21 protein-coding genes and 4 pseudogenes are annotated in these 22,882 nt (G+C 52.1%); 13 read left to right on the top strand and 12 right to left on the bottom strand.

What is annotated here, in order from left to right; translation table 11 throughout:
* Nucleotides 1–189: IS1 family transposase (locus BFF42_RS21405; RefSeq protein WP_000179196.1), on the bottom strand; the 189-nt coding region annotated here is incomplete at its 3' end.
* A 45-nt stretch (nucleotides 190–234) separates the two neighbouring features.
* Here BFF42_RS21405 and BFF42_RS21400 point away from each other — a divergent pair.
* A pseudogene (locus tag BFF42_RS21400) lies at nucleotides 235–549 on the top strand (ATP-binding cassette domain-containing protein); the annotation flags it as partial.
* 15 nt (nucleotides 550–564) lie between these two features.
* Nucleotides 565–1,575: a galactose/methyl galactoside ABC transporter permease MglC gene (gene mglC / locus BFF42_RS21395; RefSeq protein ID WP_001275118.1), complete on the top strand. Its 1,011-nt coding sequence runs from the start codon at nucleotides 565–567 to the stop codon at nucleotides 1,573–1,575.
* A 126-nt stretch (nucleotides 1,576–1,701) separates the two neighbouring features.
* Here mglC and preA read toward each other — a convergent pair whose 3' ends face one another.
* The 7 genes and pseudogenes from preA to BFF42_RS21360 form a co-directional block, all read right to left on the bottom strand.
* The gene (gene preA / locus BFF42_RS21390) at nucleotides 1,702–2,937 is read right to left on the bottom strand and encodes an NAD-dependent dihydropyrimidine dehydrogenase subunit PreA (protein WP_000956083.1); all 1,236 of its coding nucleotides are present in this window, start codon (nucleotides 2,935–2,937) and stop codon (nucleotides 1,702–1,704) included.
* Nucleotides 2,931–4,167 (bottom strand): annotated as a pseudogene (preT, locus tag BFF42_RS21385) (NAD-dependent dihydropyrimidine dehydrogenase subunit PreT). The gene preA and the pseudogene preT overlap by 7 nt, the downstream one beginning before the upstream one ends.
* 193 nt (nucleotides 4,168–4,360) lie before the next feature.
* Nucleotides 4,361–4,600, bottom strand: a complete 240-nt coding sequence (locus BFF42_RS21380) for a DUF2542 family protein (RefSeq protein WP_000383096.1) — start codon at nucleotides 4,598–4,600, stop codon at nucleotides 4,361–4,363.
* A 2-nt stretch (nucleotides 4,601–4,602) separates the two neighbouring features.
* Nucleotides 4,603–5,322 (bottom strand): outer membrane permeability protein SanA, encoded by a 720-nt coding sequence (gene sanA, locus BFF42_RS21375; protein ID WP_000920063.1) that lies wholly within the window; start codon nucleotides 5,320–5,322, stop codon nucleotides 4,603–4,605.
* Nucleotides 5,323–5,471: 149 nt separating this feature from the next.
* Nucleotides 5,472–6,356, bottom strand: coding sequence for a cytidine deaminase (gene cdd, locus BFF42_RS21370; protein WP_000553555.1), 885 nt, complete (start codon nucleotides 6,354–6,356; stop codon nucleotides 5,472–5,474).
* Nucleotides 6,357–6,485: 129 nt separating this feature from the next.
* Nucleotides 6,486–7,181 carry a CidB/LrgB family autolysis modulator gene (locus tag BFF42_RS21365; protein ID WP_000968208.1) on the bottom strand — a complete coding sequence of 232 codons (696 nt, stop codon included), beginning with the start codon at nucleotides 7,179–7,181 and terminating at the stop codon, nucleotides 6,486–6,488.
* Nucleotides 7,178–7,576 carry a CidA/LrgA family protein gene (locus tag BFF42_RS21360; RefSeq protein ID WP_001295452.1) on the bottom strand — a complete coding sequence of 133 codons (399 nt, stop codon included), beginning with the start codon at nucleotides 7,574–7,576 and terminating at the stop codon, nucleotides 7,178–7,180. The genes BFF42_RS21365 and BFF42_RS21360 overlap by 4 nt, the downstream gene beginning before the upstream one ends.
* Before the next feature lie 259 nt (nucleotides 7,577–7,835).
* On the opposite strand from BFF42_RS21360, the pseudogene dusC reads away from it, so the two are divergent.
* Nucleotides 7,836–8,782: pseudogene (dusC, locus tag BFF42_RS21355) on the top strand (tRNA dihydrouridine(16) synthase DusC).
* A 387-nt stretch (nucleotides 8,783–9,169) separates the two neighbouring features.
* On the opposite strand, the gene yohP reads toward dusC, so the two are convergent.
* Nucleotides 9,170–9,253: a small membrane protein YohP gene (gene yohP / locus BFF42_RS21350; protein ID WP_000691708.1), complete on the bottom strand. Its 84-nt coding sequence runs from the start codon at nucleotides 9,251–9,253 to the stop codon at nucleotides 9,170–9,172.
* A 223-nt stretch (nucleotides 9,254–9,476) separates the two neighbouring features.
* Between yohP and mdtQ the strand changes: the two genes are divergently transcribed.
* Together mdtQ and BFF42_RS21340 are read left to right on the top strand one after the other, a co-directional pair.
* Nucleotides 9,477–10,913, top strand: coding sequence for a multidrug resistance outer membrane protein MdtQ (mdtQ, locus tag BFF42_RS21345; RefSeq protein WP_001078128.1), 1,437 nt, complete (start codon nucleotides 9,477–9,479; stop codon nucleotides 10,911–10,913).
* Between the two features lie 52 nt (nucleotides 10,914–10,965).
* Nucleotides 10,966–11,727, top strand: a complete 762-nt coding sequence (locus BFF42_RS21340; protein WP_000079520.1) for an SDR family oxidoreductase — start codon at nucleotides 10,966–10,968, stop codon at nucleotides 11,725–11,727.
* A gap of 129 nt (nucleotides 11,728–11,856) precedes the next feature.
* Here BFF42_RS21340 and BFF42_RS21335 read toward each other — a convergent pair whose 3' ends face one another.
* Complete coding sequence (locus tag BFF42_RS21335) at nucleotides 11,857–12,435, bottom strand: DedA family protein (RefSeq protein WP_001296821.1); 579 nt, start codon at nucleotides 12,433–12,435, stop codon at nucleotides 11,857–11,859.
* Nucleotides 12,436–12,604: 169 nt separating this feature from the next.
* Here BFF42_RS21335 and BFF42_RS21330 point away from each other — a divergent pair, with 169 nt between their 5' ends.
* Both BFF42_RS21330 and pbpG read left to right on the top strand, forming a co-directional pair.
* Nucleotides 12,605–13,180, top strand: a complete 576-nt coding sequence (locus BFF42_RS21330; RefSeq protein ID WP_012421544.1) for a Yip1 family protein — start codon at nucleotides 12,605–12,607, stop codon at nucleotides 13,178–13,180.
* A gap of 173 nt (nucleotides 13,181–13,353) precedes the next feature.
* Nucleotides 13,354–14,286 (top strand): D-alanyl-D-alanine endopeptidase, encoded by a 933-nt coding sequence (gene pbpG, locus BFF42_RS21325; RefSeq protein WP_024258568.1) that lies wholly within the window; start codon nucleotides 13,354–13,356, stop codon nucleotides 14,284–14,286.
* 37 nt (nucleotides 14,287–14,323) lie between these two features.
* On the opposite strand, the gene dld is transcribed toward pbpG, so the two are convergent.
* A complete protein-coding gene (dld, locus tag BFF42_RS21320; RefSeq protein WP_000097369.1) occupies nucleotides 14,324–16,039 on the bottom strand; it encodes a D-lactate dehydrogenase in 1,716 nt (571 codons plus the stop codon).
* Nucleotides 16,040–16,234: 195 nt separating this feature from the next.
* On the opposite strand from dld, the gene bglX reads away from it, so the two are divergent.
* The 5 genes and pseudogenes from bglX (at nucleotide 16,235) to yehW (ending at nucleotide 22,519) form a co-directional block, all read left to right on the top strand.
* Nucleotides 16,235–18,532 (top strand): beta-glucosidase BglX, encoded by a 2,298-nt coding sequence (bglX, locus tag BFF42_RS21315; protein ID WP_039060083.1) that lies wholly within the window; start codon nucleotides 16,235–16,237, stop codon nucleotides 18,530–18,532.
* Nucleotides 18,533–18,783: 251 nt separating this feature from the next.
* Nucleotides 18,784–19,700: pseudogene (osmF, locus tag BFF42_RS21310) on the top strand (glycine betaine ABC transporter substrate-binding protein OsmF).
* Nucleotides 19,701–19,706: 6 nt separating this feature from the next.
* Nucleotides 19,707–20,864 (top strand): glycine betaine ABC transporter permease YehY, encoded by a 1,158-nt coding sequence (gene yehY, locus BFF42_RS21305; RefSeq protein WP_000221788.1) that lies wholly within the window; start codon nucleotides 19,707–19,709, stop codon nucleotides 20,862–20,864.
* Nucleotides 20,857–21,783: a glycine betaine ABC transporter ATP binding protein YehX gene (gene yehX, locus BFF42_RS21300; protein ID WP_000569318.1), complete on the top strand. Its 927-nt coding sequence runs from the start codon at nucleotides 20,857–20,859 to the stop codon at nucleotides 21,781–21,783. The genes yehY and yehX overlap by 8 nt, the downstream gene beginning before the upstream one ends.
* A gap of 4 nt (nucleotides 21,784–21,787) precedes the next feature.
* Nucleotides 21,788–22,519 carry a glycine betaine ABC transporter permease YehW gene (gene yehW / locus BFF42_RS21295; protein ID WP_000783120.1) on the top strand — a complete coding sequence of 244 codons (732 nt, stop codon included), beginning with the start codon at nucleotides 21,788–21,790 and terminating at the stop codon, nucleotides 22,517–22,519.
* Here the strand turns inward: yehW and BFF42_RS21290 are convergent.
* Nucleotides 22,500–22,607 (bottom strand): protein YohO, encoded by a 108-nt coding sequence (locus BFF42_RS21290; protein WP_001216963.1) that lies wholly within the window; start codon nucleotides 22,605–22,607, stop codon nucleotides 22,500–22,502. The genes yehW and BFF42_RS21290 overlap by 20 nt on opposite strands.
* Nucleotides 22,608–22,755: 148 nt before the next feature.
* On the opposite strand from BFF42_RS21290, the gene BFF42_RS21285 reads away from it, so the two are divergent.
* On the top strand, nucleotides 22,756–22,882 hold a 127-nt coding region (locus BFF42_RS21285; protein ID WP_146753260.1), incomplete at its 3' end, for a transposase.

Here is a 22,882-nt window from a genome sequence, read left to right as displayed (position 1 = left end):
GCCATTCATGGCCATATCAATAATTTTCTGGTGCGTACCGGGTTGAGAAGCGGTGTAAGTGAACTGCAGTTGCCATGTTTTACGGCAGTGAGAGCAGAGATAGCGCTGATGTCCGGCAGTGCTTTTGCCGTTACGCACCACCCCGTCAGTAGCTGAACAGGAGGGACAGCTGATAGAAACAGAAGCCACTGGAGCACCTCAAAAACACCATCATACACTAAATCAGTAAGTTGGCAGCATCACCCGCTCTCCGGTGGTAATCAGCAAAAGGTGATTATTGGTCGCTGGCTACTAACGCAACCAGAAATATTAATGCTCGATGAACCGACGCGCGGTATTGATGTCGGGGCGAAGTTTGAAATTTATCAGTTAATTGCCGAACTGGCGAAGAAAGGCAAAGGGATTATTATTATCTCCTCTGAAATGCCTGAGTTGTTAGGGATAACAGACCGTATTCTGGTCATGAGCAACGGTCTCGTTTCCGGAATTGTCGACACAAAAACAACAACGCAAAACGAAATTCTGCGTCTTGCGTCTTTGCACCTTTAAGATTAGGGGCTTCCCATGAGTGCGTTAAATAAGAAAAGTTTTCTTACTTACCTGAAAGAGGGCGGTATTTACGTCGTTCTTTTAGTTTTGCTGGCGATTATTATTTTCCAGGACCCAACATTTTTAAGTCTGTTGAACTTAAGTAATATTCTCACCCAGTCATCGGTGCGTATTATTATCGCGCTCGGTGTGGCAGGGTTAATTGTCACCCAGGGGACCGACCTTTCTGCGGGGCGTCAAGTAGGGCTGGCGGCAGTGGTGGCAGCGACATTATTGCAGTCCATGGATAACGCCAACAAAGTGTTCCCGGAAATGGCGACGATGCCGATTGCGCTGGTTATTCTGATTGTCTGTGCCATTGGTGCGGTGATCGGTTTGATCAACGGTCTGATTATCGCTTATCTCAACGTGACGCCGTTCATTACCACGCTCGGCACGATGATCATCGTCTATGGCATCAACTCGCTCTATTACGACTTTGTCGGGGCGTCGCCAATTTCTGGTTTTGACAGTGGCTTCTCTACCTTTGCTCAGGGCTTTGTCGCGCTGGGGAGTTTCCGTCTCTCTTACATCACCTTCTACGCGTTGATTGCGGTGGCGTTCGTCTGGGTGTTGTGGAACAAAACCCGCTTCGGTAAGAACATTTTTGCCATTGGCGGTAACCCGGAAGCGGCAAAAGTATCTGGTGTCAACGTCGGCCTGAACCTGCTGATGATCTACGCGTTGTCTGGTGTGTTCTATGCCTTCGGCGGGATGTTAGAAGCCGGACGTATCGGCTCTGCCACCAACAACCTCGGCTTTATGTATGAACTGGATGCTATCGCGGCGTGCGTGGTAGGCGGTGTATCGTTCAGCGGCGGTGTGGGGACGGTGATTGGCGTGGTGACCGGGGTAATTATTTTTACCGTCATCAACTATGGCCTGACGTATATCGGCGTAAACCCATACTGGCAGTACATCATCAAAGGGGCGATTATTATCTTCGCCGTAGCGCTGGATTCACTGAAATACGCGCGTAAGAAGTGAAATGATTGTGGTCCGCATTCGGTCATAAACGCACATAACATCATGATCTGTGTGGTTTTGTAGGCCGGATAAGGCGTTCAAGCCGCATCCGGCGACAGGAACCAAATGCCGGATGCGTCTCTGGTTTTACAACGTTACCGGGTGTTCTTTCTCTCCCTTCTTAAACTTCACTTCTCCGAGATCAATACAACCCACCGGGCAGACGTGGCCACAAAGCAGACAACCCACACATTTCTCGGTATTACAATGCGGTGTGCGGGTTTTCTCGCTCCATTCCATCGCCTGGTGACCGCCGTCGTAACAGGAAATATAACAGCGTCCACAGCCAACACATTTATCAAGATTGATACGGGGATAGACAATATAACTGCGGTCTAAATCTTCCGCCGGGACAATATTGTTATTCGCCAGACCTACCATCTCCTGCAACGAATCAAATCCCTGATCGGCGAGATAATGCGACAACCCGCTCGCCATATCTTCTACGATGCGATAGCCGTACTGCATAATGCCGGTGGTGACCTGTAACGTTGCTGCGCCGAGCAATAAAAACTCCGCCGCATCCTCCCAGGTTTCAATGCCGCCGATACCGCTGATTGGGAAATCGCGCAGTTCTGGATGGGTGCGCATTTGCTGAATGAAGCGCAGGGCGATCGGTTTTACCGCTTTACCGGAATATCCGGAAATACTCGATTTTCCGTTAACGATCGGCATACCGATTTTCTGATTAAGATCGATATTGGTGATGGATTTAACGGTGTTAATCGCCGCAATGCCATCTGCGCCGCCGCGCTTCGCCGCCAGCGCCACTTCGCACATATCACCGATATTCGGCGTCATCTTCGCCAGCATTGGCAGCGTGGAACCCCGTTTCACTGCCCGACAATATTTTTCTACCAGCTCCGGGCTTTGCCCGACATCGCTACCCATCGCATGAGAAGTCATTTGCGGACAGGAGAAGTTACACTCGATCATATCCGCGCCAGCTTCTTGCACCAGGCGCGCCAGCTCCTCCCATTGCTGCTCATTTTCCCCCATGATCGAAGCGATCAATACTTTGTCCGGGTAATCTTCCTTCAGCCGACGCAGGGCGGCCAGATTCTCTTCCAACGGATGTTCAGCAATCTGCTCCATATTTTTGAAGCCGATAAAACCGGTATCTTCTTTCACCAGATGATCAAAACGCGGCGAGACTTCGTTGGCGGTAAAAAAGCCGATCGTTTTAAACACCACACCGCCCCAACCTGTGTCGTAGGCTTTGGCACACATCTCATAGCAGTTGCCTACCGGCGAAGAAGAGAGGCAGAACGGGTTGGGAAACTTCACGCCGCAAAAAGTAATCGAAAGATCTTTCGTTAACATGAGCAAGCTCCCTCTAAATAGTGATGAATCGCCTCGGCGGCTTCTTTCCCGGTTTTCACGGCATAGACCACGGTTTTGTCACCCTCAACAATATCGCCCGCAGCAAAGACTTGCGGATCGCGGGTCTGGTAATTTTGTGTATTGATAGTGTTACGCTGCGGCTCTAACTCCGCAAAGGCATCCAGTCTGGCATGCTGACCGACGGCGAGAATAATTTTATCTGCCGCCATCGTCAGTTCGCCCGGTAACCGTACATGCTTAAACGTGACTTTATTGCCTTCCACGGCTACTGGCGTGAATCCATCGATGATCGAAACGCCCAGCTCTTGGGCGCTGGTAAACTCTTTTTCGCTTGCCGGAAACTCATCTAACTCTTCACGCGCTACGCAAGTTACCGCCTGACAGCCGAGAACTTTCAGCGTGCTGGCTACGTCCATCGCGACATCACCGCCACCGATAATTAATGCGCTTTGTGGAATGCTGATATCGCCTTGCGCCTGTCGTACACGTTGCAGGAAGTCGACGGCAATCTCAACGTCGCTATGCTCAAACAGCGGTAGCCCGGAACCGCTTGATAACCCCACGGTGACCAGTACCGCGCGGTTTTCCGCTTTCAGTTGCTCCAGGGTGAGTGTTTTACCGATTTCGTTATTGCACTTAATGGTCACGCCCATTTTTTCAATACGGGCGATCTCTGCATCCAGCACTGATTGCGGTAACCGGAATTGCGGAATACCGTTACGCAACCAGCCACCGGGGTGCGCTTCTTTCTCATAAATCGTGACGTCATAACCCTGGTTTGTCAGTGTCACACTGGCCTGCAATCCGGCAGGACCTGCGCCAATAATCGCGACTTTGCCGAGCGTTTTAGTACCGGGCTGATATTTCCATCCCGGTTTGTTGTTCAAAATCAGTAACAAAACGCTGTAAGCGGCCGATATCAATGGGAGCATCAACACCGGCACGGGTACAACCGCTTTGACATAATTTCTCCGTCGGGCACACTCTGGCACAAACGGCACCGAGGGCATTATTTTCGCGAATTGTCTCGGCAGCGCCTTTAAAATTACGAAAGTAGATTGAGCGAATAAATTTCCCCGGATCGGTCTGTGCCGGGCAAGCCTGACTACAGGGAGCGTCATGACATAATAAACAGCGAGAGGCTTCTTTAATCGCCAGTAAAGGCGTAAAAGCCGGAGTGAGTTCATCCAGATAATTTTGTTGCGGCATGTGATCTTCCTTAATGCTATGAGTAATTAAGGCGAACGCTAAATAAATATTGCGTGCTGATATTAAGGCTATGCGCGTGGGGAAATTTAAACTGTGAAAGGATTCACAAATAGCTGCGGTTCAGAATGTTATATCCGCAGCTTATTGAGTGAAGTAATAATTATTCTCAATAATTAACAGAAAAGAGAAAATATTAACGATAGAAAATAAGATAAACAATCATGCCGATAGATAAAATCCCGAAGCCGATATATGCCACCATATAAGCGAAAAAGAGTCCGGGATTTTTTGCTCGCCAGACATACACCGGTTCCGGTGCATTTTTAACCCGTTTATCAATCGCGCCTGCGCGCCAGCCTTTCCATGCTTCGCGGAAACAAAATATCGGGATAAGGAAAAAAACGGCAACGACAAAAAACTGCTGTACATCCATAACTACTTTCCTTGTTTCTTTTGTAATTCAAGTAACTGTTCGGGTGTGACGGCGGGATACCCCTGCGCATCTTCCGGCACCTGGTGCATAGCCGGAATAGGGACCAGCGGCCCTAAAAAACGCGGTTCACGTTTAAAAATATAAAGGTCAGCCAGCGCACCGAAACGGGCGGCAAATTCGCGAATACGTACTGACAGCATATCTTTCGGTGACGGTACGGCATAACACTGAGCCTGAATCCCCATATGCAGCGCAATAAATAATGCCCGCTCACAGTGGAAACGTTGGGTGATAATAATGAAATCATTAGTATCGAAAACTTTGCGTGTACGCACTATGGAATCCAGCGTACGAAAGCCTGCGTAATCGAGAACAATATCTGATGGGGCGACACCAGCAGCGATTAAATCTTTGCGCATGGTCATCGGCTCATTATAACTTTGCAATGCGTTATCGCCGCTCAGTAATAGATAATTTACCTTACCGCTGTTATAGGCATTAATCGCTCCTTGAATGCGGTAGCGATAATACTGATTAATTACGCCAGTACGATAATATTTTGCTGTTCCGAGCACCACACCGACCTGGCGGTAGGGGAGATCCTGCAATTCGTCGTAGATATAAGGCGCGGTTTTCCAGCTCATCCAGCGATCGAGGCCGAGCACAGTCAACAGCAGCAAGCCGATAAGGACTAACAGGCTGAGGAACACGCGCTTTAACATGCAGGAGACTCGATCTAAGGGAAATTTCCATCAGGCTACTTTACCCGCTGGTTTTGCGCAAGAAACGGCAAACTGTTTGCCGGGATTTTCGACACCAGGAGAGGGCTGGCAAGCCGGACAAGGCGTTCACGCCGCATCCGGCACCAGGCTTAAGCGAGAAGCACGCGGTCGATACTGTGACAGCCGAGCGCTTTCAGCGTTGCGGAGGTGGCATCCCACTGAATCAACGGCGCATCGGCTTTTTCTGCCAGAACCGCGCGCTGGATATCCGGGTAATCATAACCCTTGAGATTCAACAGAATTAACGCTCCCTGCAACGGTGGCAGAGTCGGGTTGAATGCGGCGTTTTCAGCGTAGCTGCCGCTGAAAATACGACCGTCTTTACATTCCAGCGCGACACCGCTTGGCGACTTACTGTAAGGCATGTGCGAACGGTTTGCCGCCGCAATCGCCGCCTGAGAAAGCGCATCACCAGTCAGCGCATAGCCGTGATCCTGCTCGTCCATCAGCAGCGTTTTAATCTCCAGATCTTTCGGCCCAAAGGCATCCGGCAGATAGTCACGTAGCGCGTGTGCCTCGCGGCCCGGCAGATGAATACGCAGATCCAGACCGCTGTTCAGTTCATTCATAAACTGACGGCAGTGACCACAAGGCGTGTAGTTAACGGTGATGGCTGCAAGCGCTTTTTCACCACTCAACCAGGCGTGGCTGATCGCGCTTTGTTCGGCATGAACGGTTTGCTGCATTGTCGCACCAATAAATTCCATATTGGCACCAAAATACCAGGTTCCGCTCACACCGCGCGCAATTGCGCCAACATTAAAATTCGACAATGGCGTACGCGCACAGGCCGCCGCCAGCGGAAGTAGTGCGAATGCCAGCGCGTCTTCGTCCAGCCCCGTTGCGCTCTTCAGCGATGAGACTTGCTCCCCGGTCAACAAAGCGGGGAAGTACTTGTCTGCCAGAATAGGTTCCAGTGCAGATTGCAAGTTATCCGCAAGTTGGGCAAAAGCGGTTTGAAAACGTGGATGCATGGCGTTGCCTCATAATCATGTAATGGGATAATAGTTTACGAACCCGTTATGGCTTTATATGTGATCTGAATCTCATTAATTATGCAACGCGTGAAACTTACATCAAAAATGCGCGACGCATCGCAAATTTTAGCCCATTACTGCCAGAATAATCGGGAAAAGGAACGGTGCGATCAGCGAAGTAATTATCCCGCATAACACCAGCGCTAGCGAACTAAATGCACCTTCCTGATAATCCAGCTCGGCGCAGCGCGCTGTACCGAGGGCGTGCGAGGCAGTCCCCATTGCCAGACCGCGCGCAGCTTTGGTACGAATACGCATCGCATTAAGCAATGTATGGCCAAATACCGCGCCGAGGATGCCGACGAAAATCACGCAAACTGCGCTGATTGCCGGAATACCGCCAATACTGCCGCCAACCGCCATTGCAATAGGCGTGGTGACTGATTTCGGCAGGATTGACGCGGCGATTTCCGGTGAAGCGCCCATCAACAATGCCACGGAAGTCCCCGTCACCATCGCAACCACGCTGCCGATAAAACAGATGGTGATGATCGATTTCCAGCGCGCGCGGATCTGGTGTAGCTGCTCATATAAAGGATAGGCCAGCGCGACGACCGCCGGTTGCAGCAGATCGTTTAGCACTTCGCTACCTTTAAAGTAACTGTCGTAAGAGATGCCGGTCAGCATTAAAAAAGGAATGATCACCACCATTGCTACCAGCAACGGGTTAAGCAGGGGAAACTTATACCGTGCCGCCAGTTTGCGGGCGGCAAAAAAGACAATCAACGTCAGCGGTAATGACCACCAGATATTCGCCATCATTCTTCTGATCCTTTCTGACCTACGACTTTACGTTCGCCGTGTACCAGTTGTGAACTCCAGCTCACCACCAGAAAAACCACCAGCGTACTGACAGCACAGGAAACCACTACCGGGCCAAACTGCGCGCGGAGCAAATCAAAATATTGCATGACGCCTACGCCAATCGGCACAAACAATAGCGCCATATAGCGAATCAGTACGTAGCACCCCGGATTGACCCATTTTGCCGGAAGAATTTGCAAGGCCAGCAGGACAAACAGGATCAGCATCCCGATGATGCTGCCCGGAATGGTTACCGGTAGCAGGGAAGCAATGAAAATGCCTGCATACAGGCAGGCATAAATCAGGACGAAAGCGCGTAAATATTGCCAGATAATGTTCAGTGTCTTACTCATAATCAACACCCCAGATGAGATGGATTCATCATACAATTAATTCGTAAAACGTGCTACCGATCACATTAAGAAATCAGCGCTTATTTTTTCGCTCCCCGGCATTACGCAATGCGCAACGAACTCAGGCATACATCAAGCATAGAGAGGGATTACAGTTTGCAGCAATCCCTCTTTGCAGACCTTTAATCCGTTGACCATAGGCGCTAACATGGCGCCTCATTTTTTTGCGGGTGAAGATATGCGTGTGTTACTGGCTCCGATGGAGGGTGTGCTTGCTCCGATGGAGGGAGTGCTTGACTCTCTGGTGCGTGAATTGCTGACCGAAGTTAACGACTACGATCTGTGCATCACCGAGTTTGTCCGCGTGGTGGATCAACTGCTGCCGGTAAAAGTTTTTCATCGCATTTGCCCTGAGCTACAAAACGCCAGCCGGACACCATCCGGTACGCTGGTGCGCGTGCAGTTGTTGGGTCAGTTCCCACAATGGCTGGCAGAGAACGCCGCCCGTGCGGTGGAATTAGGTTCCTGGGGCGTGGATCTCAATTGCGGTTGCCCGTCGAAAACGGTCAACGGTAGCGGTGGTGGGGCGACGTTACTCAAAGATCCTGAACTCATCTACCAGGGTGCAAAAGCGATGCGTGAAGCTGTACCGGCGCATTTGCCCGTCAGCGTGAAAGTGCGTCTGGGCTGGGACAGCGGTGAGAAGAAGTTTGAAATCGCCGATGCGGTTCAACAGGCTGGTGCTACGGAGCTGGTGGTGCATGGACGGACAAAAGAGCAGGGTTACCGCGCGGAGCATATTGACTGGCAGGCGATTGGCGAGATTCGCCAGCGGCTGAATATTCCGGTGATTGCCAACGGCGAAATCTGGGACTGGCAGAGTGCGCAACAATGCATGGCGATCAGCGGCTGCGACGCAGGATTGGTCGCGGGGCGCTCAATATTCCCAACCTGAGCCGGGTGGTAAAATATAACGAACCGCGAATGCCGTGGCCGGAGGTGGTTGCTTTGCTGCAAAAATATACCCGTCTGGAAAAGCAGGGCGATACCGGGTTATATCACGTAGCGCGGATTAAACAGTGGTTGAGTTATTTGCGTAAAGAATACGATGAAGCAACAGAATTATTTCAGCATGTTCGGGTGTTGAATAATTCCCATGATATTGCAAGGGCTATTCAGGCAATTGATATCGATAAGCTGCGATAATAGTGGAATCGCAGCTTATCAGAGACAATGAATCGCTTATTCAGCTTCATCATCTTGTTGCGCTCCTTTCATGAACTAAGCCACATATTGCCACTGGCGCAAGGTGCGCGCAGAGGGAGGACAATCGCCTCCTCCCCCTGCACCCCCGGGCTCTGGCGAACAAAATCGCCGCTGCGCGGTACCTTCAGCTTATCCCCTTCGGCTACCGGGTCGGGCGCGAGGTAACGTCCTTGTAAGACGCGCCCTCAGCCCACATCCATGTGGGCTGCCCCGGCCTTCGGGGAACGCTTCAGCGATTTTGACGCCACCAACACCGGAGCTGTTTGCAAATCAAGTACACAAAATATCTAGTTCCTGACCTGACAACTTATATGCCATATCTGATTTTTAAAATATCATCTTAAATACGCCAGTCACCACCAGTAGCCCAATCAGGAAAATAATCAATACAGCCCAGAGTATAATTTTCATTGGCGTTCCTTTATTTGTGAGTGCTGAATAAGTATAGGAAAAAACGAAGCCCTTCGCTGTCATTTATAAGTGATTAAGATAAATCGGAGAATATCATTCACTTAGTCTATATTTTTCTGGGTATGTCGTTTTATTGCTACTGATGTATTGCCACGCGAAACTAAAAAATATATCGCAACACACGGTAATCTCCGCGCACCGTTTCTTACCTGATTATTCCCCCATGAATCGTGATTCCTTTTATCCAGCCATCGCCTGTTTTCCGCTGTTACTGATGCTGGCCGGGTGTGCGCCTATGCATGAAACCCGCCAGGCGTTAAGCCAGCAAACGCCCGCTGCACAAGTTGACACCGCATTACCCACGGCGCTGAAAAATGGTTGGCCAGACAGCCAATGGTGGCTGGAGTATCACGATAATCAGCTCACTTCATTAATTAACAATGCACTACAGAACGCACCGGATATGCAGGTGGCTGAACAGCGCATTCAGCTAGCTGAAGCCCAGGCGAAGGCAGTTGCCACTCAGGATGGTCCGCAGATCGACTTTTCGGCGGATATGGAGCGGCAAAAAATGTCGGCAGAAGGGCTAATGGGGCCGTTTGCTCTGAACGATCCGGCCGCAGGTACGACCGGTCCGTGGTACACCAACGGAACTTTTGGCTTAACGGCGGGCTGGCATCTCGATATCTGGGGAAAGAATCGGGCGGAGGTTACTGCCCGCCTGGGTACGGTTAAAGCACGGGCGGCGGAACGCGAGCAAACCCGCCAATTGCTGGCTGGCAGCGTAGCCCGCCTGTACTGGGAGTGGCAAACCCAGGCGGCGTTAAACACGGTCTTGCAGCAAATAGAAAAAGAGCAGAACACCATTATCGCGACCGATCGCCAGCTATATCAGAACGGGATTACTTCTTCAGTTGACGGTGTGGAAACCGATATTAATGCCAGCAAAACCCGGCAGCAGCTCAACGATGTCGCGGGGAAAATGAAAATTATTGAGGCACGGTTAAGCGCACTTACAAATCACCAGACAAAGTCATTGAAGCTTAAACCGGTCGCGTTGCCGAAAGTGGCAAGCCAGCTTCCTGATGAACTGGGGTACTCCTTACTGGCCCGGCGGGCAGATTTGCAGGCGGCGCACTGGTACGTTGAGTCATCGCTAAGCACCATTGATGCGGCAAAAGCGGCATTTTATCCTGACATCAACCTGATGGCCTTCCTGCAACAGGATGCGTTGCACTTAAGCGATCTGTTCCGTCATTCCGCGCAGCAAATGGGCGTTACGGCAGGCCTGACGCTACCTATTTTCGATAGTGGTCGTCTTAACGCCAATCTCGATATCGCAAAAGCCGAAAGCAACTTGTCTATCACCAGCTACAACAAAGCGGTGGTTGAAGCGGTGAATGACGTGGCGCGGGCAGCCAGTCAGGTTCAGACACTTGCGGAGAAAAACCAGCATCAGGCGCAAATTGAGCGCGATGCCTTGCGTGTGGTAGGTCTTGCGCAGGCGCGCTTTAACGCGGGCATCATTGCTGGTTCCCGCGTCAGCGAAGCCAGAATCCCCGCGCTGCGTGAGCGGGCCAATGGCCTGTTATTGCAAGGGCAGTGGCTGGATGCTTCCATTCAACTCACTGGTGCGTTGGGCGGGGGTTACAAACGCTGATGATATGCGCCTTCTATACTTAACGTTTATTCAGCGTTAAGTGGAGAACTCGATGGCACAGGTTGCGATTATTACCGCCTCCGATTCGGGGATCGGCAAAGAGTGCGCGTTATTACTGGCGCAGCAGGGGTTTGATATTGGTATTACCTGGCACTCAGATGAAGAAGGGGCAAAAGATACTGCGCGTGAGGTAGTTAGCCACGGCGTACGTGCGGAGATTGTGCAGCTGGATCTCGGTAAACTGCCAGAAGGTGCGCAGGCGCTGGAGAAACTCATTCAACGGCTGGGGCGTATTGATGTGCTGGTGAATAATGCGGGCGCAATGACCAAAGCGCCGTTTCTTGATATGGCTTTCGATGAGTGGCGCAAGATTTTTACCGTTGATGTCGATGGTGCATTTTTATGCTCACAAATTGCGGCCCGCCAGATGGTGAAACAAGGGCAGGGCGGTCGCATCATCAACATTACGTCGGTACATGAACATACGCCGCTGCCGGATGCCAGCGCCTACACAGCCGCTAAACATGCGCTCGGTGGGTTAACCAAAGCGATGGCGCTGGAGCTGGTCAGGCATAAGATTTTGGTGAACGCAGTCGCGCCTGGGGCGATCGCCACGCCAATGAATGGCATGGATGACAGCGACGTGAAGCCCGACGCGGAGCCTTCGATTCCTCTGCGGCGTTTTGGCGCAACGCATGAGATTGCCAGCCTGGTAGCGTGGCTGTGCTCAGAGGGCGCAAATTACACCACCGGGCAGTCGTTGATAGTGGATGGCGGCTTTATGTTGGCGAATCCGCAGTTCAACCCAGAATAGCGCAGTGAGGTGCGTGGTTATTTCAATGGGTAAAATTTTGGTAGGCATGATAAGACGCACAAGCGTCGCATCAGGCATGGTGCACCGGATGTCGGATGCGGCGCGAACGCCTTACCCAGGGCAATGGTTTTACGCCTGATGATCCGGCTTTTTCTTCCCGCGCCGTTTCAGCCACCAGCGCACGCCCACCACCAGAACCACGACCAGAATCAACCAGACCCAGTGCTTCAAATGCTGGTCGAGATTGTGCAACCACGGCGCAATCACCTGACCACCAGCGTAACCAATAGTGGTAAAAATCAACGCCCAGGCAAATGCGCCGAGAATATTCAGCGGCAGAAAGATTTTCGGCGGCAGCTGGCTGGCACCAATCAGCGTCGGGCCAATCACCCGAAAGCCATACATAAAGCGCGTACCAATGACAAACAGATACGGATGGCGTTGGATAAGTTTCTGCGCCCGCTCAATTTTATCCTGATGTTTCGAGAAACGGCGTAACAGCTTGCCGCCAAACCGCCGTCCGCACAGATAAAGCACCTGGTCGCCAATCATGCCGCCAAGCGCCACAGAAAGTACCACCAGCGGGAACTTTAATAGCCCCTGATGTGCCGCAACGCCTCCCAGCAAAGTCACGGTTTCACCTTCCGCCAGGCTACCGATCACCAGCGCGGCATAACCATATTGTGAGATGAGTGTATTGAGATCCATAGGCCAGTCTGTCTCCCTTTGGTTGCCTGTAAGCATACACCCTGGAAATCATTCACGCTGAAAAAGGACATACATCAGACGGTGCAAATTACATGGATGAACAAAAAATAACCACAAGCTGACTTATACTTGAACTGTCAGGTTCATGAACTCACAACAAGGGGGCGGTATGAGCCATGTCTGGGGACTGTTTTCCCATCCCGATCGTGAAATGCAGGTGATTAATCGCGAAAACGAAACGATTTCTCACCATTACACCCACCACGTTTTGCTGATGGCGGCGATTCCGGTGATTTGCGCCTTCATTGGCACTACACAGATTGGCTGGAATTTTGGCGATGGCACTATCCTGAAGTTATCCTGGTTTACCGGACTGGCGCTGGCTGTCCTGTTTTATGGCGTTATGCTGGCTGGGGTTGCGGTAATGGGGCGGGTCATCTGGTGGATGGCGCGTAATTATCCGCAGCGTCACTGCATGGTCTTCGCGGGCTACGTTGCAACTCCGCTGTTTTTAAGCGGTCTGGTGGCGCTTTATCCGCTGGTCTGGTTGTGTGCGCTGGTCGGCACGGTGGCGCTGTTTTACACCGGCTACCTGCTTTACCTTGGTATTCCGAGCTTCCTGAATATCAACAAAGAGGAAGGCCTTAGCTTCTCTAGTTCGACGCTGGCGATTGGCGTGCTGGTACTGGAAGTGCTGCTCGCCCTAACCGTTATACTATGGGGCTACGGTTATCGTTTGTTCTAGAAAGTTCTTTGACGTTGCATTGCTGGCGTAAATGTCAGCAATGCAGCATTTCCTCACGATTCTCCTTTGACGATCGCACTTTTTGCTCGTTATGATGGCGTCGCTAGCCTCAGTAAATCCTTACTCCGGCGGTGCGCAACCCGTGCGCGTGAACCACTATCTGAATGCTCATCATGCCGAAATTTCGAGTTTCTTTATTTAGCCTGGCCCTGATGCTGGCTGTGCCTTTGGCACCGCAGGCCGTTGCGAAAACGGCAGCCGCTACCACCGCTTCACAACCGGAAATTGCCTCCGGTAGCGCGATGATTGTTGATCTGAATACCAACAAAGTGATCTATTCGAACCACCCGGATCTGGTGCGTCCGATTGCGTCTATCAGCAAATTAATGACCGCGATGGTTGTGCTGGATGCACGACTGCCGCTGGATGAAAAACTAAAAGTGGATATCAGCCAGACGCCGGAGATGAAAGGGGTCTATTCGCGCGTACGACTGAATAGCGAAATCAGCCGTAAAGATATGCTGTTGCTGGCGCTGATGTCTTCAGAAAACCGCGCGGCGGCAAGCCTTGCGCACCATTATCCCGGTGGTTACAAAGCCTTTATTAAGGCAATGAATGCGAAAGCGAAATCGCTCGGAATGAACAACACGCGCTTTGTTGAACCTACCGGATTGTCGGTGCATAACGTTTCAACTGCCCGTGACTTAACCAAACTGCTCATTGCCAGCAAACAATATCCGTTGATCGGGCAGTTAAGTACTACCCGGGAAGATATGGCAATCTTCTCTAACCCGACGTATACGCTGCCGTTCCGCAATACTAATCATCTGGTGTATCGCGATAACTGGAATATTCAGTTAACCAAAACCGGCTTTACCAATGCGGCGGGCCATTGTCTGGTGATGCGTACGGTTATCAATAATAAACCGGTGGCGCTGGTAGTGATGGACGCGTTTGGCAAATATACCCATTTTGCCGATGCCAGCCGCCTGCGTACCTGGATTGAAACCGGTAAAGTGATGCCTGTGCCGGCAGCAGCGTTGAGCTATAAAAAACAAAAAGCCGCCCAAATGGCGGCGGCGGGGCAGACGGCACAGAACGATTAAGTGAATTCGGATGGCGATACTCTGCCATCCGTAATTTTTACTCCACTTCCTGCCAGTTTTTCCGTTTACTGGTTTTACCGATCCCCGGATTCATGCTGTTGGTCGGATCGTTCTCGCGATAGAACTTCTGCAACGTCTCCGGTGCTTTATACAAATGACCGACGTTATGCTCGGCAGGGTACTGCGCGCCGCGCTGCTGTAGCAGTTCCAGCATCTGTTCTTTTAACGCATGCACATCCACGCCTTTTTTCACTATGTAATCCTGATGGAAGACATAGCACATAAAATGGCCGTAATAGAGCTTGTGCACCAGCTGGCTGTCGATCTCCGGCGGTAAATGCTCATACCACTCGGTGTCGTTACGCCGCAGAGCGATATCCAACGCCAGAATGTCTTCGACTTCATCGGAATGCACCGCCTGATAACGAATTGCTGCGCCCGCAGCGGCGAAACGGTGTAAAAACGCTTTGCTGCCTTCCTCCGGCGTACAGACAAAGAAATCGCCTTCGGCCTGTTTGAAATAATCTACCAGCCACGATTTGGCTTCACCGACGCCATCGCCCGCCATTTTTAACAGCAGATGATGCTCGTATTTATCGCGCCAGTTTTTCATGCGCGGCGGTAAATGGCTGGGGAACAGGTGACCGAATTTTTGCATCGCACGGTCAGTAAAATGCGGACGGAAGAATTTCACTTTCTCCAGCATCGCATCGGTGCGTCCCTTGAGATTAAAGAAGAACGGCATCTTGTCGGTGCCTAACTTATCAATCATCAGGAAGGTGTCTTTGCCGTATTTTTCCGCAATATCGTAGATATCCCGGTGCATATATTCCCCGGCAACCGGCAGATTTTCGAAGTTAGCCAGAATATGACGGCGGATTTCGGTCAGCACTTCCGGCTGGTTGGTGCCGATATAAAACACCTGCTGATTTTTTTCCGCCTCGAAGGTATCAAGACGTACTGCAAAGACGGCCAGCTTCCCGGCGCAACCAGAAGATTCAAATAACCGATCCGGATCGGCGTTATAACGTGCGGGCGTGTCGGCTTCAATATCACGAACGCGGTGGACATAGTCATAATCGTGGGCGTGACGACCATCGTGACGCACATCGTCATCTTTGATGCGATCATCATCCAGCTTGCTAAGGATCTGCTCCGGCGTTTCGCCCAGATCAATCCCCAGATGGTTCACCAGCGTCAGTTTGCCGTCTTCATTTATACGCGCGAATAACGACATTTCGGTATACGCCGGGCCACGTTGCACCAGCGAGCCGCCGGAGTTGTTACAAATACCACCGATGACCGATGCGCCTATACACGATGATCCAATCACTGAGTGCGGTTCGCGTCCCAGCGGTTTGAGGGCTTTTTCCAGCGAATAGAGCGTGGTGCCCGGATAGGCCAGCACCTGTTCGCCCTTGCCGAGAACGTGCAGCTTGTCGAGACGCAGGGTGCTGATGATCACGATATCGCGATCATAGTCGTTACCGTTTGGCGTCGATCCTTCGGTCAGGCCTGTATTGGCAGCCTGCATCAGAATAATTTTGTCGGCGGTGACGCAGGCTTTCAGCACCCGCCACAATTCCAGTAGTGAGCCAGGGAAAACGACAGCCAGCGCGTCGCCCTGACCAGAACGGAAGCCCTTGCGATAGCGGGCCGTTTTTGCGGGATCGGTGAGCAGGTGTGAATGACCGACCAGACGGGCAAGTTCATTCAAAAAGGCTTTATTATCAGTTGTTGTCATGGAAGACATTTTCCACTCCTTGTGGTGGGGAAAAAATATCACAAACTAGAATAGCGCCTTGTATGACAATTCAGCGAGTGAATATTTTGAAAATTCAGACAATAAACTGAGCATTCTTTTTCTCTCTCCATCATGCTTATGGCAAACTACGGTTTTTGCACCATTTTCGCTGCCTCGTCGGGCAACAGAGGAAGAAAAATCCATATGAAATGGCTATGTTCAGTAGGAATCGCGGTGAGTCTGGCCCTGCAGCCAGCACTGGCGGATGATTTATTCGGCAACCATCCATTAACGCCCGAAGCGCGGGATGCGTTCGTCACCGAACTGCTTAAGAAAATGACAGTTGATGAGAAAATTGGTCAGCTGCGCTTAATCAGCGTCGGCCCGGATAACCCGAAAGAGGCGATCCGCGAGATGATCAAAGACGGTCAGGTTGGGGCGATTTTCAACACCGTAACCCGTCAGGATATCCGCGCCATGCAGGATCAGGTGATGGAATTAAGCCGCCTGAAAATTCCTCTTTTCTTTGCTTACGACGTGCTGCACGGTCAGCGCACGGTGTTCCCGATTAGCCTCGGTCTGGCCTCGTCTTTTAACCTCGATGCAGTGAAAACGGTCGGACGTGTCTCTGCTTATGAAGCGGCAGATGATGGCCTGAATATGACCTGGGCACCGATGGTCGATGTCTCGCGCGATCCGCGCTGGGGACGTGCTTCCGAAGGTTTTGGCGAAGATACGTATCTCACCTCAACAATGGGTAAAACCATGGTGGAAGCGATGCAGGGTAAAAGCCCGGCAGATCGCTACTCGGTGATGACCAGCGTCAAACACTTTGCCGCATACGGCGCGGTAGAAGGCGGTAAAGAGTACAACACCGTCGATATGAGTCCGCAGCGCCTGTTTAATGATTATATGCCGCCGTACAAAGCGGGGCTGGACGCAGGCAGCGGCGCGGTGATGGTGGCGCTGAACTCGCTGAACGGCACGCCAGCCACCTCCGATTCCTGGCTGCTGAAAGATGTTCTGCGCGACCAGTGGGGCTTTAAAGGCATCACCGTTTCCGATCACGGTGCAATCAAAGAGCTGATTAAACATGGCACGGCGGCAGACCCGGAAGATGCGGTGCGCGTGGCGCTGAAATCCGGAATCAACATGAGTATGAGCGACGAGTACTACCCGAAGTATCTGCCTGGGTTGATTAAATCCGGTAAAGTGACGATGGCAGAGCTGGACGATGCTGCCCGCCATGTACTGAACGTTAAATATGATATGGGGTTGTTTAACGACCCATACAGCCATCTCGGTCCGAAAGAGTCTGACCCGGTGGATACCAATGCCGAAAGCCGCTTGCACCGCAAAGAAGCGCGTGAAGTGGCGCGTGAAAGCCTGGTGTTGCTGAAAAACCGTCTCGAAACGTTACCGCTGAAAAAATCCGCAACCATTGCGGTGGTTGGCCCGCTGGCAGACAGCAAGCGTGACGTGATGGGAAGCTGGTCGGCGGCAGGTGTTGCAGATCAATCCGTGACCGTGCTGACCGGGATTAAAAATGCCGTCGGTGAAAACGGTAAAGTGCTGTATGCCAAAGGGGCGAACGTTACCAGTGACAAAGGCATTATCGATTTCCTGAATCAGTATGAAGAAGCGGTCAAAGTCGATCCGCGTTCGCCGCAAGAGATGATTGATGAAGCGGTGCAGACGGCGAAACAATCTGATGTGGTGGTGGCTGTAGTCGGTGAAGCACAGGGGATGGCGCACGAGGCCTCCAGCCGTACCGATATTACTATTCCGCAAAGCCAACGTGACTTGATTGCGGCGCTGAAAGCCACCGGTAAACCGCTGGTGCTGGTGCTGATGAACGGGCGTCCGCTGGCGCTGGTGAAAGAAGATCAGCAGGCTGATGCGATTCTGGAAACCTGGTTTGCGGGGACTGAAGGCGGTAATGCAATTGCCGATGTGTTGTTTGGCGATTACAACCCGTCCGGCAAGCTGCCGATGTCCTTCCCGCGTTCTGTCGGGCAGATCCCGGTGTACTACAGCCATCTGAACACCGGTCGTCCGTATAATGCCGACAAGCCGAACAAATACACTTCGCGTTATTTTGATGAAGCTAACGGGGCGCTTTATCCGTTCGGCTATGGTCTGAGCTATACCACTTTCACCGTCTCTGATGTGAAACTTTCTGCGCCGACCATGAAGCGTGACGGCAAAGTGACGGCCAGCGTGCAGGTGATGAACACCGGTAAACGCGAAGGGGCCACGGTAGTGCAGATGTACTTGCAGGATGTGACGGCTTCCATGAGTCGTCCGGTGAAACAGCTGAAAGGCTTTGAGAAAATCACCCTGAAACCGGGCGAAACTCAGACCGTTAGCTTCCCGATTGATATCGAGGCGCTGAAGTTCTGGAATCAACAGATGAAATATGACGCCGAGCCTGGCAAGTTCAATGTCTTTATCGGCACTGATTCCGCACGCGTTAAGAAAGGCGAGTTTGAGTTGCTGTAATGCTTTAGTAAGGGCGTGACATTTGCGCCCTTTGCCTGATGTTCATATCTTAACTTGCTGAATTTTCGCCCTTTGTAGGCCGGATAAGGCGCTCGCGCCGCATCCGGCAGGAAACGCCGGACCGAATATGCCTCTTAAGTATTTATCTGATTCTGCAACTGAATCCGTCCGCTCAGGCTAATCCCGCCATTATCAACTATGCTTTTCTCTTAATTCGCTGAAAACAACAGTAAAAGAATGAGGAAAGCATCATGCCACTCTCAAAGGTCTGGGCAGGTTCACTGGTTTTGTTGGCAGCCGTGAGCCTGCCGCTGCACGCGGCTTCCCCCGTTAAAGTCGGTTCAAAAATCGATACTGAAGGCGCGCTGCTCGGCAATATCATTTTGCAGGTACTGGAAAGCCACGGCGTACCGACGGTCAATAAAGTGCAACTCGGAACGACTCCTGTGGTGCGCGGGGCGATTACTTCCGGTGAACTGGATATCTATCCGGAATATACCGGCAATGGCGCGTTTTTCTTTAAAGATGAAAACGATGCAGCGTGGAAAAACGCGCAGCAAGGTTACGAGAAAGTCAAAAAACTCGATGCAGAGCAAAACAAGTTAATCTGGCTGACGCCCGCACCTGCAAATAACACCTGGACCATCGCCGTGCGTCAGGATGTGGCAGAGAAAAACAAACTCACTTCGCTTGCTGACCTGAGTCGTTATCTGAAAGAGGGCGCACCTTCAAACTGGCAGCCTCGGCAGAGTTTATCGAACGCGCCGATGCCTTACCCGCGTTTGAAAAAGCCTATGGCTTTAAGCTCGGTCAGGATCAGTTGCTGTCACTGGCTGGTGGCGACACGGCGGTGACGATTAAAGCCGCTGCCCAGCAAACTTCTGGCGTTAATGCCGCAATGGCTTACGGCACTGACGGTCCGGTCGCGGCGCTGGGGCTGCAAACCTTAAGCGATCCGCAAGGCGTGCAACCTATCTACGCGCCTGCACCAGTGGTGCGTGAGTCGGTGCTGAAAGAGTATCCGCAAATGGCACAGTGGCTACAGCCAGTCTTCGCCAGCCTCGATGCAAAAACATTGCAGCAACTGAATGCCAGCATTGCAGTGGAAGGACTGGATGCCAAAAAAGTGGCTGCCGACTACCTGAAACAAAAAGGGTGGGCGAAGTAATTTCCCGTGACTTATCTACGTATTAATCCTGTTCTGGCGCTGCTGCTGTTGCTGACGGCAATCGCAGCAGCGCTGCCGTTTATCAGCTACGCGCCTAATCGTTTAGTCTCGGGTGAAGGGCGTCATCTCTGGCAACTGTGGCCGCAAACGATCTGGATGCTGGTGGGCGTTGGTTGCGCCTGGCTGACAGCCTGTTTTATTCCCGCTAAAAAAGGCAGCATTTTTGCACTCATTCTGGCGCAATTCGTCTTCGTATTGCTGGTGTGGGGAGCTGGAAAGGCGGCGACCCAACTGGCGCAAAATGGCAGTGCGCTGGCGCGTACCAGCCTCGGCAGTGGTTTCTGGCTGGCTGCGGCGCTGGCATTGCTGGCCTGTAGCGATGCCATCCGCCGAATCTCCACGCATCCGCTGTGGCGCTGGTTGTTGCATATGCAGATTGCCATTATTCCGCTGTGGTTGCTTTACTCCGGCACGCTTAACGATCTCTCGCTAATGAAAGAATACGCCAACCGTCAGGATGTGTTTGACGACGCGCTGGCTCAACATCTGACGTTGCTGTTTGGTGCGGTGCTGCCTGCGTTAGTGATTGGTGTGCCATTGGGCATCTGGTGCTACTTTTCCACCGCGCGGCAGGGGGAGATTTTTTCTCTGCTCAATGTCATTCAGACCGTGCCTTCGGTGGCGCTCTTTGGCCTGTTGATTGCGCCGCTTGCCGCGCTGGTGACGGCCTTTCCGTGGCTGGGGAAGCTCGGCATAGCAGGAACCGGAATGACACCCGCACTGATTGCGCTGGTGCTCTATGCCTTGCTGCCGCTGGTGCGCGGCGTGGTAGTAGGCTTGAACCAGATCCCGCGCGATGTGCTGGAGAGCGCCAGAGCGATGGGGATGAGCGGGGCGCAGCGATTCCTGCATGTTCAGTTACCGCTGGCGTTACCGGTATTTCTGCGCAGCCTGCGGGTGGTGATGGTGCAAATTGTAGGCATGGCGGTGATTGCGGCGTTAATCGGCGCAGGCGGTTTTGGTGCGCTGGTTTTCCAGGGGCTGCTAAGCAGCGCCATTGATTTAGTGTTGCTGGGGGTGATCCCGGTAATTGTTCTGGCGGTGCTGATCGATGCGCTGTTCGATTTACTTATCGCACTGTTGAAGGTGAAACGTAATGATTGAATTTAGCCATGTCAGCAAACTGTTTGGCGCACAAAAAGCCGTTAACGATCTCAATCTCAATTTTCAGGAAGGGAGTTTTTCGGTGCTGATTGGCACATCTGGCTCCGGCAAATCCACCACCCTGAAAATGATTAACCGCCTGGTGGAACATGACAGCGGAGAGATCCGCTTTGCCGGAGAAGAAATTCGCTCGCTGCCAGTACTGGAGTTGCGCCGCCGTATGGGCTATGCCATTCAATCTATTGGCCTGTTTCCCCACTGGAGCGTGGCACAAAACATTGCCACCGTGCCGCAATTACAAAAATGGTCGCGGGCGAGGATTGACGATCGTATCGACGAATTAATGGCGCTACTGGGGCTGGAGTCAAATTTACGTGAGCGTTATCCGCATCAGCTTTCCGGTGGTCAGCAGCAACGTGTGGGAGTAGCGCGCGCACTGGCTGCCGATCCGCAAGTCTTACTGATGGATGAACCTTTTGGCGCACTGGACCCGGTAACGCGCGGCGCGTTGCAACAAGAGATGACGCGCATTCACCGTTTGCTGGGGCGTACCATTGTGCTGGTTACTCATGATATTGATGAGGCGCTACGGCTGGCAGAACATCTGGTATTGATGGATCACGGTGAAGTGGTGCAGCAGGGGAATCCGCTGACGATGCTGACTCGTCCGGCGAATGATTTTGTCCGCCAGTTTTTTGGACGTAGTGAACTGGGTGTGCGCCTGCTTTCGTTACGTAGTGTGGCGGATTACGTGCGTCGCGAAGAACGGGCAGAAGGTGAGGCACTGGCAGAAGAGATGACGCTGCGCGATGCGCTCTCCCTGTTTGTCGCGCGGGGATGCGAGGTGCTGCCGGTGGTGAACACGCAGGGCCAGCCTAGCGGCACGCTGCATTTTCAGGATCTGCTGGAGGAGGCGTAAGCGTATGAAGATGTTGCGCGATCCGCTGTTCTGGCTCATTGCTTTGTTTGTGGCACTGATTTTCTGGCTGCCTTACAGCCAGCCGCTGTTTGCTGCCTTGTTCCCTCAACTGCCACGACCCGTTTATCAGCAAGAAAGTTTTGCCGCTCTGGCACTGGCTCATTTCTGGCTGGTGGGAATTTCGAGTTTGTTTGCGGTGATCATTGGTACTGGTGCCGGAATTGCTGTCACTCGCCCGTGGGGCGCGGAATTTCGCCCACTGGTGGAAACTATTGCCGCCGTTGGACAGACTTTTCCGCCCGTCGCAGTGCTGGCGATCGCCGTTCCGGTGATCGGGTTTGGTCTGCAACCAGCGATTATCGCCTTGATCCTTTACGGTGTGCTGCCCGTCCTGCAGGCGACACTTGCCGGGCTGGGAGCGATTGATGCCAGCGTGACAGAAGTTGCGAAAGGTATGGGAATGAGTCGTGGTCAGCGACTGCGTAAGGTCGAGCTACCGCTGGCGGCTCCGGTGATTCTGGCGGGCGTGCGAACTTCGGTGATTATCAACATTGGTACGGCGACGATCGCCTCAACGGTAGGGGCCAGCACGCTGGGTACGCCCATCATCATCGGGCTTAGCGGATTTAATACCGCGTATGTGATCCAGGGGGCGTTACTGGTGGCACTGGCGGCGATCATCGCAGACCGCCTGTTTGAAAGGCTGGTGCAGGCGCTTAGCCAGCACGCAAAATAAAGGTATAACCTGCGAGCATGACGCCACCAATTCCGCCTAACGCCATAAACAGGAACAGGGCGATGACCCCAATTTTAGCTATGCGCATAATGCACTCCTTATGTTAACGAAAGGATTGTACAGTAAAGCGCATTTGTTAACGAATCATTAGTAAGCGTAAACTGACCGCCGTATGTAGCCATTAAGCCTGTATTGGTAACGTAGGTGCCCACCTTTTCAACTAGTGGACACCTGTTATGGAACAGAAAGCATTATCTGCAGAACCCCGCAGATCATTTTCAAATGAGTTTAAACTTCAAATGGTTAAACTGGCTTCACAACCAGGAGCCTCTGTTGCCCGTATTGCCCGGGAACACGATATCA

The organism is Shigella sp. FC1661, assembly GCF_001712525.1.
GTDB classification, from domain to species: domain Bacteria; phylum Pseudomonadota; class Gammaproteobacteria; order Enterobacterales; family Enterobacteriaceae; genus Escherichia; species Escherichia coli.
This window is presented reverse-complemented; position numbering and strand designations above follow the sequence as displayed.

Excerpts from the sequence above, each read along its gene's own strand:
- mdtQ (WP_001078128.1), top strand. The coding sequence starts at position 9,477 with ATGAATCGTGATTCCTTTTATCCAGCCATCGCCTGTTTTCCGCTGTTA.
- BFF42_RS21335 (WP_001296821.1), bottom strand. The coding sequence starts at position 12,435 with ATGGATCTCAATACACTCATCTCACAATATGGTTATGCCGCGCTGGTG.
- BFF42_RS21290 (WP_001216963.1), bottom strand. The coding sequence starts at position 22,607 with ATGCGCATAGCTAAAATTGGGGTCATCGCCCTGTTCCTGTTTATGGCG.
- BFF42_RS21340 (WP_000079520.1), top strand. The coding sequence starts at position 10,966 with ATGGCACAGGTTGCGATTATTACCGCCTCCGATTCGGGGATCGGCAAA.
- bglX (WP_039060083.1), top strand. The coding sequence starts at position 16,235 with ATGAAATGGCTATGTTCAGTAGGAATCGCGGTGAGTCTGGCCCTGCAG.
- BFF42_RS21365 (WP_000968208.1), bottom strand. The coding sequence starts at position 7,181 with ATGATGGCGAATATCTGGTGGTCATTACCGCTGACGTTGATTGTCTTT.
- BFF42_RS21330 (WP_012421544.1), top strand. The coding sequence starts at position 12,605 with ATGAGCCATGTCTGGGGACTGTTTTCCCATCCCGATCGTGAAATGCAG.
- preA (WP_000956083.1), bottom strand. The coding sequence starts at position 2,937 with ATGTTAACGAAAGATCTTTCGATTACTTTTTGCGGCGTGAAGTTTCCC.
- sanA (WP_000920063.1), bottom strand. The coding sequence starts at position 5,322 with ATGTTAAAGCGCGTGTTCCTCAGCCTGTTAGTCCTTATCGGCTTGCTG.
- dld (WP_000097369.1), bottom strand. The coding sequence starts at position 16,039 with ATGTCTTCCATGACAACAACTGATAATAAAGCCTTTTTGAATGAACTT.
- BFF42_RS21380 (WP_000383096.1), bottom strand. The coding sequence starts at position 4,600 with ATGGATGTACAGCAGTTTTTTGTCGTTGCCGTTTTTTTCCTTATCCCG.
- yehW (WP_000783120.1), top strand. The coding sequence starts at position 21,788 with ATGAAGATGTTGCGCGATCCGCTGTTCTGGCTCATTGCTTTGTTTGTG.
- mglC (WP_001275118.1), top strand. The coding sequence starts at position 565 with ATGAGTGCGTTAAATAAGAAAAGTTTTCTTACTTACCTGAAAGAGGGC.
- cdd (WP_000553555.1), bottom strand. The coding sequence starts at position 6,356 with ATGCATCCACGTTTTCAAACCGCTTTTGCCCAACTTGCGGATAACTTG.
- yohP (WP_000691708.1), bottom strand. The coding sequence starts at position 9,253 with ATGAAAATTATACTCTGGGCTGTATTGATTATTTTCCTGATTGGGCTA.
- yehX (WP_000569318.1), top strand. The coding sequence starts at position 20,857 with ATGATTGAATTTAGCCATGTCAGCAAACTGTTTGGCGCACAAAAAGCC.
- pbpG (WP_024258568.1), top strand. The coding sequence starts at position 13,354 with ATGCCGAAATTTCGAGTTTCTTTATTTAGCCTGGCCCTGATGCTGGCT.
- BFF42_RS21360 (WP_001295452.1), bottom strand. The coding sequence starts at position 7,576 with ATGAGTAAGACACTGAACATTATCTGGCAATATTTACGCGCTTTCGTC.